Here is a 16,394-nt window from a genome sequence, read left to right as displayed (position 1 = left end):
CGTGGTGATGATGACCGAGGACCCCACGACGCTGGTCCCCGAGCTCGCGCTGCTCGGAGGCGCGGTGCTCGCCGTCCTCGTCGGGGCATGGACACCACGCCGCCGGCAGGGGCGGGTGCGCGTCCTCGCCCTGCTCGCCGTGGGCGTCGGCGTGGTCGCGACGGTCGTCGCCGCGACGAGGCCGCCCAGCACCACCTTCGACACCTACGTCCTCGACACGACCACCCATGCGGTGCGCGCGATCGTCCTGGTCGCGGTCGCCCTGATCCTCTGGTGGTCCCGCGACGCCGTCGCCGCGCACCCGCGCGAGAGCGAGTTCACCGCGCTCGTCCTGCTCGGCGGTCTCGGAGCGGTGCTGATGGCCGGTGCCTGCGATCTCCTGCTGCTGTTCGCCGCGTTCCTTCTCGCGAGCGTCCCGCTCTACGCCCTGACCGGGTGGGCCAAGTCGGGCGCGACGACCGAGGCCGCGTTGAAGTACTACCTCTCCGGTGCCTTCGCCGGAGTCACGATGCTCGCCGGCACCACCCTGCTGTACGGAGCCGGCGGGACGACCGGCTACGAGGCCCTGCCCGGCGGACTCGCGACGGGAGCGGCCGGGCCGGCGGCCGTCGGACTCGTCGCGGTGCTGGCCGGCCTGGCCTTCAAGGCCGGCGCCGTCCCCGCGCACTTCTGGGTCCCCGACGTCACCGACGGCACGCCGCCGGCTGTCGCCGCCGTCCTGACGACCATTCCCAAGGTCGGCGCGCTGGCCGCGATGTGGCGGCTCCTCCTGGCCGTCCCGGACCAGATCGTCCCCTGGCCGTTGCTGGTCGCGGTGCTGGCAGCGCTCAGCATGACCCTGGGCAACCTCGCCGCGTTCGCCCAGACGTCCGTCCTGCGGCTGCTCGCCTACTCCACGGTCTCCCAGGTCGGCTACGTGCTGATGATCATCGCCGTGGGCGCCCGTGCCCCGCAGGCGCTGCCCGCCCTGCTCTTCTACCTCGCCGCCTACACGCTCACGAACGTCGCGGCCTTCGCCGTGGTCGCGGCCCACCCCGCGCGCACCATCGAGGAGTTCCGGGGGCTCGGCCGACGTCGTCCCCTGCTCGCGAGCGCCCTCGTCGTGAGCCTGCTCGGCCTGGTCGGGACACCGCCCACGGCCGTCTTCGTCGGCAAGCTCACCGCCTTCGCCGCGGCCTTCGACGGCGGGATGGCCTGGCTCGCCGTCCTCGCCGCGATCAACACCGTCGCCTCGCTCTTCTACTACCTGCGCTGGATCGCCCCGCTGTTCCGGGACGAGCCATCAGGGTCCGCGGACGGGATCCGTGAGTCCCGGACCGCACGCCACGGCGCCGTCACCGCCGCCCTTCTCTCCCTGGTCCTCGGCATCGCCGCCGGCCTGGTCCTGCCCGTCTTCGTCGCGTCGTGACACCGAGCCCGGACCGGCGGCCTCCGGCTCCAGTCCGGCGAGCGTGAGCTCGACGAGGCGGTCGACGCCCTCCGGTGAGTGAAGCTCGGCTGCTGCTCCCAGGGCGTGCCGGCAGAAGCGGACGAGGAGGTCGACCTCGATGTCCGCCCGCACGTGGCCCGCCTCGACGCGGGACGTGATCAGTCGCCGCAGGAGGTCGTCGACCCGTGCCTCGCTCGTCCGGTGATCGCCCGGCCGGTGCAGCGACGCGGCGAGCTCGGGGCCGTGCCGTCCACGACGAGCGATCATCCCGGCGTAGGCGCCGAGGACCGATCGCAGGGCTTGCTCCGGGTCGTCGGCGGACTCGCTCATCGCGGTCAGCTGCTCGAGGTGCGCGTCGACCTGGCGCTGGTGCCAGGCCGCGAGGACGGACTCGACGTCGGGGAAGTACTTGTAGATCGTCGCCCGGGAGATCCCCGCGGCGGTGGCGATCCCGGCCATGGTGACGGCCCGGAGCCCGTGCTCGTCGGCGAGCGCCCACGCGGCGTCCTCGATCGCCTCGCGCACCACGCGGCGGTGGGACTCGACGGTCTCGTCCCAGAGCTTCGGCACGCGCCGACGGTACCGCCGATCGCGCTCCTGTAGACAGTCTGTCGTGGTGTAGACACACTGTCCACGAAACTTCGGAGGTGCTCATGGCCGACGACCCCCACCCGCCGGACACCGCTCGCGGACGGGCCGGCCGCCGCGTGCTCGTCCCGCGATGGGTCACGGTGTTCGTGCTGGTCGTGCTGGCGATCGCCCTCGCCCTGCTCGTCCACACGATCGTGGGCGGCGGCTCGCACGGGCCGGCGCAGCACGGCTCCGCCGCCCTGGTCCACGTCGGGACGGTCCCGACGCGGGTGGCGATGTCGTGAGGATCGATCGGCGTGTGCGGCTGGGCCTCCTGACGGTCCACCTGGTGGCCTCGGTCGGCTGGGTGGGTGCCGCCGCGTGCTACCTCGTCCTCGGGATCGTCGCGGGCTCGAGTGACGAGCCGGACGTGGTCCGCGCCGCGTGGCAGATGCTGGAGACCGTGGGGTGGACCGTGGTGGTCCCTCTGGCCGTCGGAGCACTGGTCACCGGCGTGGCCGTCTCTCTCAGCACCGCCTGGGGCCTCGTCAGGCACTGGTGGGTCGTCGTGAGCCTCGTCCTGACGAGCGTGGCCACGCTGATCACGGTGCTCCACATGCGGGACGTCAGCGAGACCGCACGACGCGCGGCGACCGCGCCGGCGGAGGAGGTGCTCCGCCTGGGCGGTGACGTCGTCCATCCCGGCGCCGGCCTGGTCGTCCTGCTCGTCGTCGCGGTGCTCAACGTCTACAAGCCGCGCGGCCGGGTCCTCGCCGATGAGACCCGGACCGACCCCGATCGACGACCACCGCGAGTCGCCGTGCGGGACCCCGAGGACTGAGCGCGCCGGCCGTCTCGTGATCCGGCCTGGCCGCGGCGACGACCCTCACGGAGGGCCGTCGAGGGTGAGCTGTCGTCGGTGGTGGTCGAAGTGCCGGGTGGGGTACGCGTAGACGTCGGCGAGGGTCATGTACGGCGTGAAGTACGGGTCCCAGCGCGTGGGGTAGTGCATCCCCCGCGCGAGGTCGGCGTCGGTCTCCCGGTCCAGGCGGCGGTGCAACGCGGCGATCACCCGGTCGAAGAGCGCCGTCTGCCCCCGCGGCCCGAGAGTGCTGCCCCCGGCCCACGAGCCGGCGTAGTTGACGACGTCGAAGGGGCGTGTGCCGGCGTCCAGGACCCTCGCCCAGGCCCGACCCACGCCGGGCGGGAGCCGTCCGACGATGCGGACGAGGTTGCCGAGCGCCCGAATGATCAGGTAGCCGAGCAGCATGTGGAACAGCAGTTGCTGGTTGGACCACCGCGTGCCGTTCGAGCGGCGCGCCAGAGCCGCGGGTGTCGCCCGGGCGTGCAGTTCGTGGAACGTCGAGCGCGCGCGCTCGAGGTCCCGATGAACCGCGTGTCGGTCCATCCGGGCAGTGTGCGCCCGGCCTCGTCAGGTGCGCGAGGCCTGGATGACGGCCGAGAAGACACCGCCGGCGACCTCCTGGGTGAGGGTGATCGCGACCTCGGAGAGGCCGGCCTCCCGGAGCTGGGCCCGGTACTCGGCCCGACGGAGGACACCGGTGATCGCCCCGACCGATGCCGCCCCGTCGGCGACCGTCGCGCGGTCGGCCTCGTCGTCCGCGACGAGGTCGGAGACGCCGAGGCGCCCGCCGGGCCGCAGCACTCGCGCGATCTCGCCGAACACGGCCGGCGCGTCCGTGGACAGGTTGATCACGCAGTTGGAGATGACGACGTCGACCGAGGCGTCGGGCAGCGGGATCGCCTCGATGTGCCCGCGCAGGAACTCGACGTTGGTGACGCCCGCGTCGGCGGCGTTCTGGCGGGCGAGGTCGAGCATCTCGTCGGTCATGTCCAGCCCGTAGGCGAACCCGGTGGGTCCGACGCGGCGGGCGGAGAGCAGCACGTCCAGCCCGGCGCCGGACCCGAGGTCGAGCACGGTCTCCCCGGCGAGCAGCTCCGCGACGGCGAGCGGGTTCCCGCAGCCGAGGCTGGCGACCCCGGCCCCCGCGGCGTCGGCGAGGTCGGACGGGTCGTAGGCGTCGCCGCACATCCCGGCCGGGTCGGACCCCGAGCAGCTCGGGGTCCGGCCGGCGCGGACCTGGTCGGCCGCGGCGGCGTAGCGGGCGCGGACCCGCTCGCGTGCCACGGCCGACCCGTCCGCGGACTCCGTGGTCACGCGACGCACCCGCAGCCGGCGGCGGTCGTGGCCTCGGTGACGGTCACGCCGGGCTCGGTGGCGTGCTCGTCGTGGGAGCAGCAGGCGGTGACCCCGCAACACGCGGTCTGGCCGCCGGCGGTCTCGGCGGTGGCGTCGTCGGGCATCGTGGCACCGATGCCGCTGGTGCCGAAGTCCGCGGAGTCCTCCTTGACGGTGTAGACCTCCCAGGGCTCGCGGCCCGGGCCCCGCACCCACACCTTGTCCTGGCGGGCGTAGCAGCAGGTGGTGTCGTCCTCGACCTGGGTGAACAGCCCCAGCTCCGAGAGGCGCGCCGTGGCGTCGTCGACCTCGGCGGTCGACGCGACCTCCACCCCGAGGTGGTCCATCACGGTCGGGCGGTCGGCCTCACCCTCGAGCAGGACCAGCTTGAGGGGCGGCTCGGTGACCGCGAAGTTGGCGTAGCCGGGACGGCGCTTGGCCGGCTCGACACCGAAGAGCTGGGAGTAGAAGCGGATCGAGCCCTCCAGGTCGGAGACCCGCAGGGCGAGCTGCACACGGGACACGGCGTCCTCCTCGAACACGTTCCGGCGCCTGTTTCGACGTCTATCGAACCAAAGGTTGCCTCGTGGTTCGACGCATGTCAAGGTAGACGTATGTCAAAGCAGGATGGGGCGCAGGAGCGGATGCTCGCCGACCTCGCCGCGGTCGTCGGGTGCTGCGAGCCGCTCGCGCGCGAGCCGCTGTCCGCTCGGCAGTCCACCGAGCTCGCGCGGGTGTTCAAGGCGATGGGCGATCCGGTGCGGTTGCGGCTGCTCTCGCTGATCGCGTCGCACGCGGGCGGCGAGGCGTGCGTCTGCGACCTGACCGACGTCTTCGACCTGTCCGGCCCGACGATCTCGCACCACCTCAAGGTGCTGCGCGAGGCCGGGCTGATCACGGGCGAGCGTCGCGGCACCTGGGTCTACTACCGAGTGCGCCCCGAGCTGCTGGACCAGCTGTCGGCCGTCCTCGTGCCCGCGGCCCCGGACAGCCCCGCCACGATGCCCGCCGACCGCGACGAGCTGCCGGTGGTCGACGCGTGAGCGATCCGGACGCCACCGACACCGCGGGTGATCCGCCCGCGAGCGCCTGACCGCCGCCGCCCGAGCCCAGGGAGCACTCGTGTCCGACGTCCCCGAGGTCCTGTTCGTCTGCGTCCACAACGCCGGCCGATCCCAGATGGCCGCCGCCCTGCTCGACCACCACGCCCGGGGCGCCGTCCACGTCCGCTCCGCGGGCTCCGCCCCGGCCGACGAGATCAACCCCGCGGTCCGCGAGGTCATGGCCGAACTCGGTCTCGACCTCTCCCGTGAGTTCCCCAAGCCGCTGACCACCGACGCCGTCGCCGCCGCCGACGTCGTCATCACCATGGGCTGCGGCGACGCCTGCCCGATCTTCCCCGGCAAGCGGTACCTGGACTGGGAGCTCACCGACCCGGCCGGCAAGGGCATCGACGACGTCCGCCCGATCCGCGACGACATCGACCGCCGCGTCCGCGAGTTGCTGACCGAGCTGGTCCCCGCCACCACCATGTGACCGTGGCCGACACCGGCGCTGCAGCGGGCAGCAAGCGACGCGCGCTCACCGGCGCCGTGCTGCTCGACCTCGCGGTCAGTCCGCTGTTCGCCTGGGACGTCTTCACGGACTCGCTCGGCCGCGATCTCGGCGTGGGCCACGCGGTGCTCGCGGGTGTGTTCTCCGTCGGCCTGGCCGCCTTCATGCTCGGCGTCCTCGCCGGGGGACGTGCCGCCGACCGGTTCGCGCCGCGGCGGCTCGCCCTCGTCGCCCTCGCCGGCACGGTCCTCGGACTGTCGGGCAGCGCCGCCGCGTCCTCCGTGGTGGTGCTGTTCCTGACCTTCGGTGTGCTGGTCGGCGGCTCCACCGGACTCGGCTACGCCACCGCCGTCCGTGTCGCCGGCACCGTCGCCACCGGCCGCGGGCTCGCCCTCGGCCTGGTCGTGAGCGCCTACGCCGCCGGCACGGCCGTTCTCGCCCCGGTCGCCTCCACCCTGATCGACGCGGTCGGCCGCGTCGGGACCTTCGTCGTCCTGGCCGGCGCCCTCGGTGTCCTGCTCGCCGTGGCGGCCTTCCTCGTACCGGGTGCCGCGCCCCGCTCGGGCCCGCGGCGCGAGGCCGGCGACGGACCGACGCGGCCGGGTGGACCCGTCGTCGTGCTGTGGCTCGCCTTCGGCCTCGGCAGCGCGCCCGCCCTCGCGGCCTTCGCCCAGGCCGGCAACCTCGCCGGAGACGTGGCCGTGGTGACCCTCGCGGTCGTCCTGCTCAACCTCGGCAACTTCGCGGGCCGGCTCATCGCCGGACCTGTCTCCGACCGCATCGGCCGACGCGCCGCGCTGCACGCCAACTCGGCGCTCCTCGTGCTCGCCTGCCTCCCGTTGGCCCTCGGCGCGAGCGGACCCGTCGCCCTGGCGGCCCTGCTCCTGCTCGGCACCCAGTACGGCGCGCTCTCGACCCTCACCCCGGCGGCCACCTCCGACGTGGTCCCGCCCGAGCGCTTCGGCACCACCTACGGCCTGGTGTTCACCGCCTGGGGCATCGCCGGCCTGCTCGCGCCCGTGGCCGCCGCGACGCTGGCCCCCACACTCGGCTACGACCGGGTCTACCTGGCGTTCCTCGTCGTGGCGGCGGCCGCGTGGGGATGTGTGGTCGTGTTCGCGGGCATGGTCCGTTCTCGCGCGTGACGACGACGAGGGAGACCGCGATCACTGCTGCATCTCTGCTTCGATCTTCGCCGGATCGGCGGGCCGAGCCGAGGAATCGGACGGTGATGATCGTCCCGGACGGATCGGTGTTCCAGCGTGTCTGCGCGCCCTGTGCCCGAGGCCTGCGGACACCGCACGCCGTCACCGGGTCCTGCCTGCCGAGGCGTATCCCGACTTCGTGAGGCGCGCTCGGAGGAGGGCCTCCGTCTCGGAGTCGAGATCGACAGGTCTGCGCGGTCGTGCCGCGAGCTGTTGTTCGAGCCTGATCGCGCTGCTGCGCAGCCGCGCTGCACGGGCGGCAGCGGTCGCTTCGGCCGCGTGGGAGAAGGCCGCGCCGGCGCTGAGCTGCTCTGGCTTCCGTCGCATCGGCATCTCCCCCGAGGTGGCGGGCTGCTGGCTGATCCAGGAGCCGGCGCTCGAGGTGGACCGGTTGGTCCGAGCTGCCCACTCTCACGCAGGGAAGAAACCCTCACCCGACCGACGCGGTGGGGCCCACTCGAGGTTCGGTCCTCGACCCAGGGCGGAGCGCCCGGCCGCCACGTCGGGCCCGTGTACACGCTGAGGTGGCGTCGGCGCGGGGATCCATCGTCTTCGGCGGGGTCGTCACCGAGCTCGTGGGCGCTCATGGTGCGGCCGGTGACGGCCTCGCGCGCCGAGGAGTAGCGGAGCACGAGGCCGCCCCGCCCCCCGCCGCCCCCCGCGATCAGCGCGCCCTCCGAACGTCTGCCCAGCACTATTCCAGAGCATCGCCGCAGGTCAACGGACTCTTAGCGAAGACCTTGGCCCATCAGCGGCATGGCGTCACGGGCGCATGCGGGCCGATCAGGAGCTCGCGCCGTCCTGCGCGTGGGTCACCGTCGGCACCGACCACGGTCCAGCAGGTCGTGAGCCACGAGCGGGCCTCGACGACCCTCGACAGAGACGAGAAAACCCCTGGCCGGCGGCTCTGTCAAGCCGGTGACCAGGGGTTTTGCTGGTGGGCGATACTGGGATCGAACCAGTGACCTCTTCGGTGTGAAGCCTGCCCCGCCGTGCTGTCGACCGCCACCGCGGGTCGCCGAGTCGAGCTGAGCTGGGCGTTCGTGTCGAGTAGCCCTGGGGACTAGCACGGCCGGCCACGCCGCACGTTCCCGTGATGTTCCCGGGTGAGCGAGGCTAGGCCTGATCTTTGACAACTCCATCACGAGTGAGCGGAGACCGAGACTGAGCAGCGGCGAGGTCAAAGTCGTTGGCCGACTCTGGTTTGCCGTCCCCGCTGCGCTGTTCACCCTCAAGGCCATCAGCAGCCGAGTGGCGCGCGATCAGGAGGACCGATGACCGACCTCGAACGGGGACAGAGCCCGAATGCGGTGGCCGCCGGTCGCCGCACGCTGGTGGTGGGCCTGCTCGCCGATCCCGACACTCCTGCGGAGATCGCCGCCAAGCTAGTCGACGAGCTCCCCGACGAGCTCGGCACCCACGTCGACAGCCACATCACCTGGGACGTCCGCACGATGACCCACCCGGTGACCGCCTCGGTGCAGGACCCCGAGGAGGTGCTCGGGGCCGTCGCCGACAAGACCGCCGACACCGACTGGGACATCGGCGTCTACCTCACCGACCTGCCGATGCAGCACGGGCAGCAGCCGATCCTCGCCGACCTCGACCACGACCGCCGCGTCGCTGGGCTCTCGCTCCCCGGGTTCGGCCCGTTCCTGCAGCACCACAAGGTGCGCCACGCGATCGTCCGCCTGGTCGCCGACCTCACCGGCACCGCCGACGCCGGCCTCGACCACGGACAGCACCACCCCAACCGCCTCGGACGCGCCCCCGCCCAGCACCTGCAGCCGGTGCACGTCGTCCAGGCCGGAGACGGCCAGCACACCAGGCGCTACGTGACCACCCCGTGGCGCGGGCGGGCGCGCCTGCTCGCCGGCATGGTGCGCACCAACGAACCCTGGCGCCTCGTGCTGGGCATGCGCAGCGCGCTCGCCGCCGTGCTGGGCACCAGCGCCTACCTGACCCTGACCTCCACGACGACCTGGGTACTCGCCACCCGCCTCGGGGCCGGCAAGCTCGCTCTGACCCTGCTGGTAGCGGTCGCGCTGATGGTCGCCTGGATCATCGGCGCCCACCACCTCTGGGAACGAGCTCGCGACGAGGGCGAGCGCGAGGAGACGTTCCTCTACAACGCCTCCACCGTGATCACCCTAAGCATGGGCGTACTCGCCATGTCCGCCACGGTCTACGTGCTCACCCTGCTCGGGTCACTGTTCTTCCTCGAGCCCTCGGTACTCGGCTCCTACCTCGGCCGCCCACCGACGTTCGGCGACCACCTCGCGCTCGCCTTGCTGACCACCGGCCTCGCCACCGTCGCCGGCGCCCTGGGCTCCGGGCTCGACAGCGAGGACGCCGTGCGCCGGGCGGCCTACGGCTACCGCGAGCGCCAACGCCGTGACGAGATCGGCCAGGACAGCGAGAACACCGAGGATGCGTCCTCGTCGTAGTTCATCTGGCCGACCGAGCCGCCGTGCGGCTATCGCTCCACATAACAGTCAGCTCGGCGAACTCGCCCCCTTGACCCCCAGGACGAGCCCCGACGCGGTGCTGCACGTCGCGCCTGAGCGCAACCCGTCACTGGCGAGCACGACGTGTATAGGTCTACGCCCTGTGCCCGGAGTGTGGTCCCCGACTGGTCCCCAACACGGCTGCCTCAGGCGGGGCTTGCGGCCGCGCGAACCGACGTTGTCGGTGCTCCATGCGATGGTCGTGATGGGGGCGGCGGTCGCCCACGAGGAGGTGTGCGGTGTCTTCGTCCAACGATCGGCGACGAGTTGCGAAAGAGAAAAAGGCCGAATCTAAGCACGCAGACAAGGCGGCGAACAAGCGGGAGAGCGCCGCCAAGGAACGCGAGAAGGCGCAGAAGAAGGCAGAGTCTGCAACCCGTGCCAAATCCCCAAGCGTTGCAAGGCAACGTGCACGGGCCGCCAACCGAAGCGAACAAAAAGCAGCAGCCCTCGACAAAGCCGCAGCGGCGGAATCTAAGCAAGAAGCCAAGGCTTCGGTGCGCGCAGGGCGAGCCGAGGACAGTCTCCGATCTTCCGTCGTATCGGAGCGCCGACGAGATGAACTCGCTGACAAGAGGCGACGGAAAGAGGAGCTAGCTCACGCCCGGCGCTTGGCAAGTGAACGCACGAGCGGAACAGCCGTCAGTCCTGCCGTCCTCCCGCCCCGCACCAAGGTCCGGTTGGCCCTGCTCACCGCGAGCCCAGCAGGTGAAGAACGCATCAGGGTCGACCAGGAAGCCCGCGAGATCCGCGAAGCGCTGAAGCGAGCTGTTGTCGGCACTGACATTGAGGTAACTGTCTGGCCGGCAGCGACGACCGATGACGTACTCCACGCCCTGAATGACGACCATCCCGACATTGTCCACTTCTCGGGTCATGGCTCCGAAGAAGGGTTGTATTTTGATGAACCGGATGACGTGGGCGCTGATGGTGTTGAGTACTCGTATAGCTACCTAGGAAGGGCCTTCGCTGCGACCGACTGGACACCCAAACTGGTAGTGCTGAACGCTTGTTATTCCTTCAGTGGCGTCGAAGACGTTCTGTCGGCGACACCCGCCGTTGTTGCAATGACCGAATCCGTTACCGACATTGGCGCCAAGGCATTCGCGGCGAAGCTCTACGCAGCGATTGGCAGCGGACAGTCGCTGCAGTCCTCGTTCAACCAGGCCAAGTTGGCTCTTGATGCCGTCACAGGCGAGGGCGATAAGGCAGAATTGATCACGGTCGACGGTGTGAGCGCGATCGATTTCCGCTTGGTATCACCTCCCGCCGAAGGGGATTAGTACGTCATGGAGAGCCCGGAAGGCCAGCGTCGCGCCATCGATGAGTACCTACGATCTCAGTCAGGCCCCGATTTCGCAGTCGAGCACGTCGAGAAGGTGAACAGCGAGTCGATCCTAGGGCGTGATTACGACGTTTGGGACGCGCACACGAACGAAGGCCGTTGGTGGGTGATCACACCGCCAACCAACCTCTACAGCCAAGAACAGATCAAGAGCATGGACATCGCCCTCTCCTTCCATATCGGACTGATGACCCGCATGGAGGCTCGGAACCCGGTCATCTTTAGAGAGGCCGAAGACCGGACTTGGGTGCTTGAGGTCCTACGCCGCATCGAGACTGCTAGCGACAACCTGGACAGAGCAAAAGAAGTCGAGGACGTTCAAGCAGTTGGCATGAGACTTCGCGAATGTCTACTTAGTCTTGTCTCCAAGATGCGCGAGATCAGTCTCAGTCTGCCTCCAGAATCTACCTTGCCATCTCAGAATGGTAATTTCAAGGAGTGGGCAGCGGTATTTTCAAACGCGATTGCCCCGGGACGGAGCCTCGCACATCTACGAAAGCTATTGAAATCGCAGAGCGACAGCACTTGGGAACTTCTCGGCTGGCTGACTCATGCTCGCAATGCTAGTCATCTCGATGGCCGGCTTGCTTTGGTAGCGGCGAACTCCCTTGTGGAGTTGTTCCTGTTCGCACTTGCTCGGGCAGAACGTGAAGCGCTTGAGCGCTGCCCAGCGTGTTCCTCGTATCAGGTCGAGAAGCAAATGGCCGAACCCGGAGAAGGATGGCTGCTAGTCTGCTCGACGTGCGGTTGGTCTCGCCAGACTGACCCACCCGGCCCTTCACCTGCTCGTGCTTCCCCGGAGCCGCGAGAGGAGGAGATCGACCCGGATGACTGCATACCTCTCCAAGACTTCGGCATCTTTCTCACTCCAGGGCAGGCGCGGGCAGCTTTACAGGCTGCAGCAGCACAGATCACCGAGGATGAGCAACCAGCCTGGTCGAATACCTTCGCTGTGCAGTTTCCTGAGGATGGAAGCATGCACGACATCCACCGACTTGTTCATAACAGCTTCAACCCAGATGATCCATCTGTCGGGGCTGAACTCGTCTACGAATGCGGCGAACCGAACTGCGTCAGCCCCAACATGCTGGCGTGTGCGAGCTGAAGGAAATGTCTGGCTGGCAACCAGCCGTGGTTGAGCGAGTAATTCCAAGGCCAGACGGCCTTGAGCTTCTTCTTTCCGACCCAGAGAAGGGAAGACGCACGCTCCTCTCACCGCACGAGCTACTTACGCGATACGGCCTCGGAGACGGAAGCAGTGTTCTAGAGCGGGTCGTGTTTGTAGGCCCGGAAGACGAACACGGCCAGGTTCTACTTGTGCCCGCGGCCCGACGTGTGGACCTGAGCGGCCGGTCCATCGTGCGCGGCAGTGTGATCGCAGAGCGCGAGAGGGCTGATGGGCGCCAGGACCTCGCATGATGGGGGCCTCCAACCAGAGCGGCGGTGCGTCGGCGCGTTGTGGGTGGGGGCCCGTTCTTGGCCCCACCGCGCACGCGGGCGCTTCGGTCGTCGGAGGCTCGCCAGCAAGGGAGGAAGTGAACGATCTTGGACGGCCCCTCCTGCTGACCGATCACGTCCTCGCGGTGTCGCCGGCAAGATGGTTTGCGGCCCTTGCTGGTGAGGGACGGCCGGTCAAGCTCGCGCCGACGCATCGCCGTCAGAGCACCGCCGGAGGCGGTTCTGGTGTTCCTCGTCTTGGCCGCGCGGCCTTGAGCTGCCTCGCGATCGGTGAGGCTTGCGCGTCTGCTGCTGATCTACGGGTGTGGCCGGGCGTGCCCGCGCCGGCCGCCGGGTCGAAGACAAGAGGCGGTCCGGCAGCGGAGCCGCCCGGTCCGGCCCGTCAGGGCCGGCTTGAAGACGTAAAGAAAGTCCTCACCGACAACGAGGGCGTGCAGATCGCTCTCGGCCTACCGCAGGACGTCGAGATAGTCCTTGAACTGCGCGGAGAACGCGTCGAGCAACAGGCGGCCCTTCTCCGCACTCGCTGCGGAGGGTTCGCCGATGACCCCGGAGTCTGTGTAGCCACCCATGCCGAGGGTGAGCAGATGTGGCCGGTGGTCGGCGCGGTGATCGGCCTCGCGGTAACTCCCGCGAACGACCTCGGGGCACTGGTCGAGAAGGATCGAGGTCTCACCCTCGCCGGCGTGCATGTCCTGGCTCGCGGTGGTCTGGCAGCCGGCGTGCTCGCGGGCCGTGTCCCACTCTTTCGACGATGGGAACAGCACGACCCGTCGTGCGTGGACGTTGGCCTCCTGGGCGACGTGGGAGAGCACGTAGTTGCCGCCGTGCGCGTTGATGATCGCGAGACGGTGGATGTCGGACCCGGCGAGCGATTCGAGGACGTCGCCCAGGATCGCGGCCAGTGTGCTCGAGCTGATGGAGACCGTGCCGGGGAAGTCGGCGTGCTCGTGGGAGCACCCGAGGGTGACCGGCGGCAGGAGGAACAGGTCGTAGTCAGCGGCGAGCCGGGAGGCGATGGCGGAGGCGATGAGGGCGTCGGTTGCGAGGGGGAGGTGTGCGCCGTGCTGCTCGAAGCTCCCGACGGGCAGGACCGCGACGTCGGCGCCGCGGGCGGCCTCGTCGTGCGACGACGCCGTAGTGATGAACATCGTCGTCCTTCCCTCCCGGTTCGGCCGGGACTAGCTCGGCTCTGGTTGCGAGCCTAGCGAGCCAGCGACGACGGACGCCGCCGCCGACCCGGACGGTCAGGCGACCTCGGCGATCTCGCGGGCCAGGTCCCGTATACGGCGGTCCTGGCGATACGGCGCCAGCCGTGTCGCGATGAGCTGGAGCATGTGCAAGGTCCGGGCGGATGGTGCCGTGCGGGCCCGGTCCAGTGCGGTCGATGTTGCTTCCCGAGCCTCGTCGATCTGCCGGAGCTGCAGGTGGGCGACGGCCAGTCGCGTCCGGCACAGCGCTTCGTCGCGGACGAGCTCGGTGGGCCACCGGGTCAGAGCGGCCGTGCACGCCTGGACGGCGTCGGCCGGGCGGCGCAGGGTGAGCCAGCACAACGCGGCTTCCATGTGGAGGTAGCCGGTCGTGCAGTACGACGAGAACTCGTCGCCGGTCAGGGTCGGTGCGGTCAGCTCGACGGCGCGCTCGAACATCTGACGTGTGGCGGCCTCGTCGCCTCGGCGAGCTGAGGTGAGCGCCTCCTGGCGCAAACACACGGCGAGCTGATCCGGGGCGTGAACCTGGGCGAGTGCGACGGCGCGGCGAGCGACCGCAGCGGCCTCGTCGACGCGGTCGAGGGCGTAGAGGACGTTGCCCTTGCGCATGAGGTTGTAGACCGCGAGGGCGTCGTCACCGGCGGCGTCGGCCAGCTGGACGGAGCGGTCGGTGTAGGTGAGCGCCTTCTCGGTCTCGCCGGAGTCGTGCAGAAGCCACCCGGCCAGCTCGGCGTACCGCGAGGCGGCCCGCTTGGGCTCTCGGCCGGGCAACGCGACGAGCTGCTCGAACTGCGTCAGAACGGTGTCGACGACGAACAGCGGGCCGGTCAGGTTGTCCATCCGAGCGTGCTCGGTCATCTGACGCGTGAAGTAGTCGGCGACCTCGGGGCCGGCGTTGGCGGTGCGGCGGCGTAGTAACGAGCGCACCGGCGCCTCGTCGGGCTCCGGTTCCGGGGCGGCGGTCAGCCCAAGCGCGTCGGCCGGGACGTCGTAGGCGGCGCAGAGGACCAGCACGTGGTCCGCGCTCGGGGTGTGCCGGGCGTTCTCCCAGCTAGAAATCATCACACGCAAGCTCTGTTGGCCCCCGGGCAGCGTGAGGCCGAGACGAGCCGCCGAGCGGCGCATCTCGTGCTGGAGCTGGTCCTGCGTCCACCCCCGGCGGCGCCGGACCTCCCTGAGCTCAGTGGTCATGATCGAACCCCCAAGACGCGACGAGTCGCCCGACGATTATCGCACACCGAGATCTGATCGCGAAGACGTAAGAACTGTCGTATTACGTCGTGCTACGTCGTGTCACTTACGACGGATGAATTGCGATGGTGTTCTTGAGTTGTCCGACCGAACGGATCGGAAGCTCTCGTATCGAGTCCCTGGAGGACCGCAGCCATGGCAGCAATCAGGGTGGACATCTCGCAGGACCGTACAGCGTCGGATCGGAGCCGAAGCCGAAGACCGACATGCAGGGCCGCCAGCGCACCGACCGGGTCACCGGGATCGGCCTGTCGACCACGCAGCTGGTCAAGATCGGCCCCGAGGGCGCGGAGGTCCTGAACTGCGTGACCGCGGGCGTGCCCGAGGTGAAGGTCGGCGACGAGGTCCGCCCCCGGAACCTCATCGCGATCCCGTGGAACCAGGACGGCCGTTCCGGGGTGTCGTTCAAGGCCGACGCCATTGACGTCGTCACGGCCTCGGCCGGCAAGGGCGGTGCGGCGTGATCCGCTTTCCCACCAAGGACGAGCAGCGCGAGCAGCGCTGGTCCGGGCTCAACGCCGCGCAGGCCGACGGCCTGGAGTGCGTGATGTGCGAGACCAACTACCTGCACCCCAGCGTCCCGGACCCCGCCGTCCCGCACGTGCCGGTCGGCGTCTCGACCGACACCGGATCGCAGGTCTTCGCCTGCGTGGGCATCTGCGCCGCCCTGGCCTGGCCCTGACCGCCCGCTCTCGCCCCGGTGGTCGGGGCTGGCTTCCCCGCAGTCCCGACCCCCTTCTTCCCATTCGCTTTCACCTCGTCGGCTTTCTCGTCTCGGAGTGCTCTGATGGCTCGCTCGACTTCCCGCCTCACGTCCCGCCGGTCGATTCGCGTCGCGCGTACGGACGGTTTCGAACTGATCACCGCGCCGGCCACGTACCCGGCCGCGCGCGTGGCTGGGTTGCTGATCCGGCTGCGGGTGGAACTGCTCGCCGTGGCGCTCGTATTCGCGTTCCTCGCGCTCGCATACTCCTGGCTCCCACCCGCGGCGGCGTCGGCGATCATCGCCGTGACGGTGGCCGTCTTCGTCGCGGTGCCGGTGCTGCGCCGGTTCGTCTCGCGGCGGGCGTCGGCGGTGATGACCCGGCATCGGCTGCGTCAGGTGCTCGTCGAGCGGCGCTGCTTGAACTTCTCCCGCCACGCCCCGCTGTTCCTCTGGTCGCATCCCACTGAGGTCGGCGAGTCCGTCTGGCTGCTCCTGCGCGCGGGGATCAGCCCGTCCGACGTCGAGGATCAGGTCGAATGGATTGCCTCGGGGTGCTTCGCCCGCGACGCCCGGGTGACCCCGACCCGACGGATGACCGCCCTGGTGCGGGTCGACGTGATCCGTCGTGACCCGCTCGCCCGCGACCTGATCGCCTCCGAGCTGGACGACTGGACCGCCGCCACCGGCGCGGCGCCCCCGCGCGGCACCGTGATCGTCCCGCCGAAGCCGGTCAACCAGCACCACTCCGGCACCAGTCGCGCCGCCGGCTCGAACGGCGTCCCGACGCCGAGGCCCACGCTCGACGACCGCGACGACGCCCCCGTCGTCATCGACCATCCCGAACCCGCACAGCCCGAGGGCGCCGAGAATGAGCGGACCGCGGTGCCCGACCGTGGCGGGGACTGGTCGGACTATGTCTGACCCAACCCGCCTGCGCGTCCTGCTCCGCGACTGGCTC

The 16,394-nt window shown here is 70.0% G+C and carries 17 protein-coding genes and 1 pseudogene; 12 read left to right on the top strand and 6 right to left on the bottom strand.

Going from position 1 to position 16,394, the window contains the following annotated elements; genetic code table 11:
* The first annotated feature begins 7 nt into the window (after positions 1 to 7).
* Positions 8 to 1,408 carry an NADH-quinone oxidoreductase subunit N gene (locus PH190_RS17270; RefSeq protein WP_274232851.1) on the top strand — a complete coding sequence of 467 codons (1,401 nt, stop codon included), beginning with the start codon at positions 8 to 10 and terminating at the stop codon, positions 1,406 to 1,408.
* A 36-nt stretch (positions 1,409 to 1,444) separates the two neighbouring features.
* Here PH190_RS17270 and PH190_RS30635 read toward each other — a convergent pair.
* Positions 1,445 to 1,954 (bottom strand): annotated as a pseudogene (locus PH190_RS30635) (TetR/AcrR family transcriptional regulator); the annotation flags it as partial.
* 128 nt (positions 1,955 to 2,082) lie between these two features.
* On the opposite strand from PH190_RS30635, the gene PH190_RS17260 reads away from it, so the two are divergent.
* Both PH190_RS17260 and PH190_RS17255 read left to right on the top strand, forming a co-directional pair.
* Positions 2,083 to 2,304: a hypothetical protein gene (locus PH190_RS17260; RefSeq protein ID WP_274232763.1), complete on the top strand. Its 222-nt coding sequence runs from the start codon at positions 2,083 to 2,085 to the stop codon at positions 2,302 to 2,304.
* Positions 2,305 to 2,318: 14 nt separating this feature from the next.
* Positions 2,319 to 2,840 carry a DUF2269 family protein gene (locus PH190_RS17255; RefSeq protein WP_274232762.1) on the top strand — a complete coding sequence of 174 codons (522 nt, stop codon included), beginning with the start codon at positions 2,319 to 2,321 and terminating at the stop codon, positions 2,838 to 2,840.
* Between the two features lie 45 nt (positions 2,841 to 2,885).
* Here PH190_RS17255 and PH190_RS17250 read toward each other — a convergent pair whose 3' ends face one another.
* Genes PH190_RS17250 through PH190_RS17240 form a run of 3 tightly spaced genes read right to left on the bottom strand, consistent with a single transcriptional unit; the run spans position 2,886 to position 4,723 of the window.
* A complete protein-coding gene (locus PH190_RS17250; RefSeq protein WP_274232761.1) occupies positions 2,886 to 3,407 on the bottom strand; it encodes a DinB family protein in 522 nt (173 codons plus the stop codon).
* Between the two features lie 24 nt (positions 3,408 to 3,431).
* Positions 3,432 to 4,178 (bottom strand): methyltransferase domain-containing protein, encoded by a 747-nt coding sequence (locus PH190_RS17245; protein WP_274232760.1) that lies wholly within the window; start codon positions 4,176 to 4,178, stop codon positions 3,432 to 3,434.
* Positions 4,175 to 4,723, bottom strand: coding sequence for an ArsI/CadI family heavy metal resistance metalloenzyme (locus PH190_RS17240; RefSeq protein ID WP_274232759.1), 549 nt, complete (start codon positions 4,721 to 4,723; stop codon positions 4,175 to 4,177). Before PH190_RS17240 ends, PH190_RS17245 begins: the two co-directional genes overlap by 4 nt.
* A 90-nt stretch (positions 4,724 to 4,813) precedes the next feature.
* Between PH190_RS17240 and PH190_RS17235 the strand changes: the two genes are divergently transcribed.
* From PH190_RS17235 to PH190_RS17210, 6 genes are all read left to right on the top strand, one after another.
* The gene (locus PH190_RS17235; RefSeq protein ID WP_274232758.1) at positions 4,814 to 5,242 is read left to right on the top strand and encodes an ArsR/SmtB family transcription factor; all 429 of its coding nucleotides are present in this window, start codon (positions 4,814 to 4,816) and stop codon (positions 5,240 to 5,242) included.
* Positions 5,243 to 5,321: 79 nt separating this feature from the next.
* Positions 5,322 to 5,735, top strand: coding sequence for an arsenate reductase ArsC (locus PH190_RS17230; RefSeq protein ID WP_274232757.1), 414 nt, complete (start codon positions 5,322 to 5,324; stop codon positions 5,733 to 5,735).
* A gap of 2 nt (positions 5,736 to 5,737) precedes the next feature.
* Complete coding sequence (locus PH190_RS17225; RefSeq protein WP_274232756.1) at positions 5,738 to 6,898, top strand: MFS transporter; 1,161 nt, start codon at positions 5,738 to 5,740, stop codon at positions 6,896 to 6,898.
* A 1,334-nt stretch (positions 6,899 to 8,232) separates the two neighbouring features.
* Positions 8,233 to 9,405, top strand: a complete 1,173-nt coding sequence (locus PH190_RS17220; protein ID WP_274232755.1) for a hypothetical protein — start codon at positions 8,233 to 8,235, stop codon at positions 9,403 to 9,405.
* A gap of 299 nt (positions 9,406 to 9,704) precedes the next feature.
* Positions 9,705 to 10,748, top strand: a complete 1,044-nt coding sequence (locus PH190_RS17215; protein WP_274232754.1) for a CHAT domain-containing protein — start codon at positions 9,705 to 9,707, stop codon at positions 10,746 to 10,748.
* A gap of 6 nt (positions 10,749 to 10,754) precedes the next feature.
* Positions 10,755 to 11,915 carry a hypothetical protein gene (locus PH190_RS17210; RefSeq protein WP_274232753.1) on the top strand — a complete coding sequence of 387 codons (1,161 nt, stop codon included), beginning with the start codon at positions 10,755 to 10,757 and terminating at the stop codon, positions 11,913 to 11,915.
* 802 nt (positions 11,916 to 12,717) lie between these two features.
* Here PH190_RS17210 and PH190_RS17205 read toward each other — a convergent pair.
* The gene (locus PH190_RS17205) at positions 12,718 to 13,419 is read right to left on the bottom strand and encodes a creatininase family protein (RefSeq protein ID WP_274232752.1); all 702 of its coding nucleotides are present in this window, start codon (positions 13,417 to 13,419) and stop codon (positions 12,718 to 12,720) included.
* Between the two features lie 96 nt (positions 13,420 to 13,515).
* Complete coding sequence (locus PH190_RS17200) at positions 13,516 to 14,670, bottom strand: helix-turn-helix domain-containing protein (RefSeq protein ID WP_274232751.1); 1,155 nt, start codon at positions 14,668 to 14,670, stop codon at positions 13,516 to 13,518.
* A 125-nt stretch (positions 14,671 to 14,795) separates the two neighbouring features.
* Between PH190_RS17200 and PH190_RS17195 the strand changes: the two genes are divergently transcribed.
* From PH190_RS17195 to PH190_RS17185, 3 genes are read left to right on the top strand one after another with little or no spacing between them, the layout of a single operon-like run.
* Positions 14,796 to 15,194, top strand: a complete 399-nt coding sequence (locus PH190_RS17195; RefSeq protein ID WP_274232750.1) for a hypothetical protein — start codon at positions 14,796 to 14,798, stop codon at positions 15,192 to 15,194.
* Positions 15,191 to 15,412: a hypothetical protein gene (locus PH190_RS17190; RefSeq protein ID WP_274232749.1), complete on the top strand. Its 222-nt coding sequence runs from the start codon at positions 15,191 to 15,193 to the stop codon at positions 15,410 to 15,412. Before PH190_RS17195 ends, PH190_RS17190 begins: the two co-directional genes overlap by 4 nt.
* 18 nt (positions 15,413 to 15,430) lie before the next feature.
* Positions 15,431 to 16,357, top strand: coding sequence for a hypothetical protein (locus PH190_RS17185; protein ID WP_274232748.1), 927 nt, complete (start codon positions 15,431 to 15,433; stop codon positions 16,355 to 16,357).
* Positions 16,358 to 16,394: the final 37 nt, after the last annotated feature.

It is taken from the genome of Actinomycetospora straminea (genome assembly GCF_028737255.1).
In the GTDB taxonomy this organism is placed as follows: domain Bacteria; phylum Actinomycetota; class Actinomycetes; order Mycobacteriales; family Pseudonocardiaceae; genus Actinomycetospora; species Actinomycetospora straminea.
The sequence above is the reverse complement of the archived record's forward strand: the minus strand, read 5'-3'. Positions and strand labels throughout refer to the sequence as shown.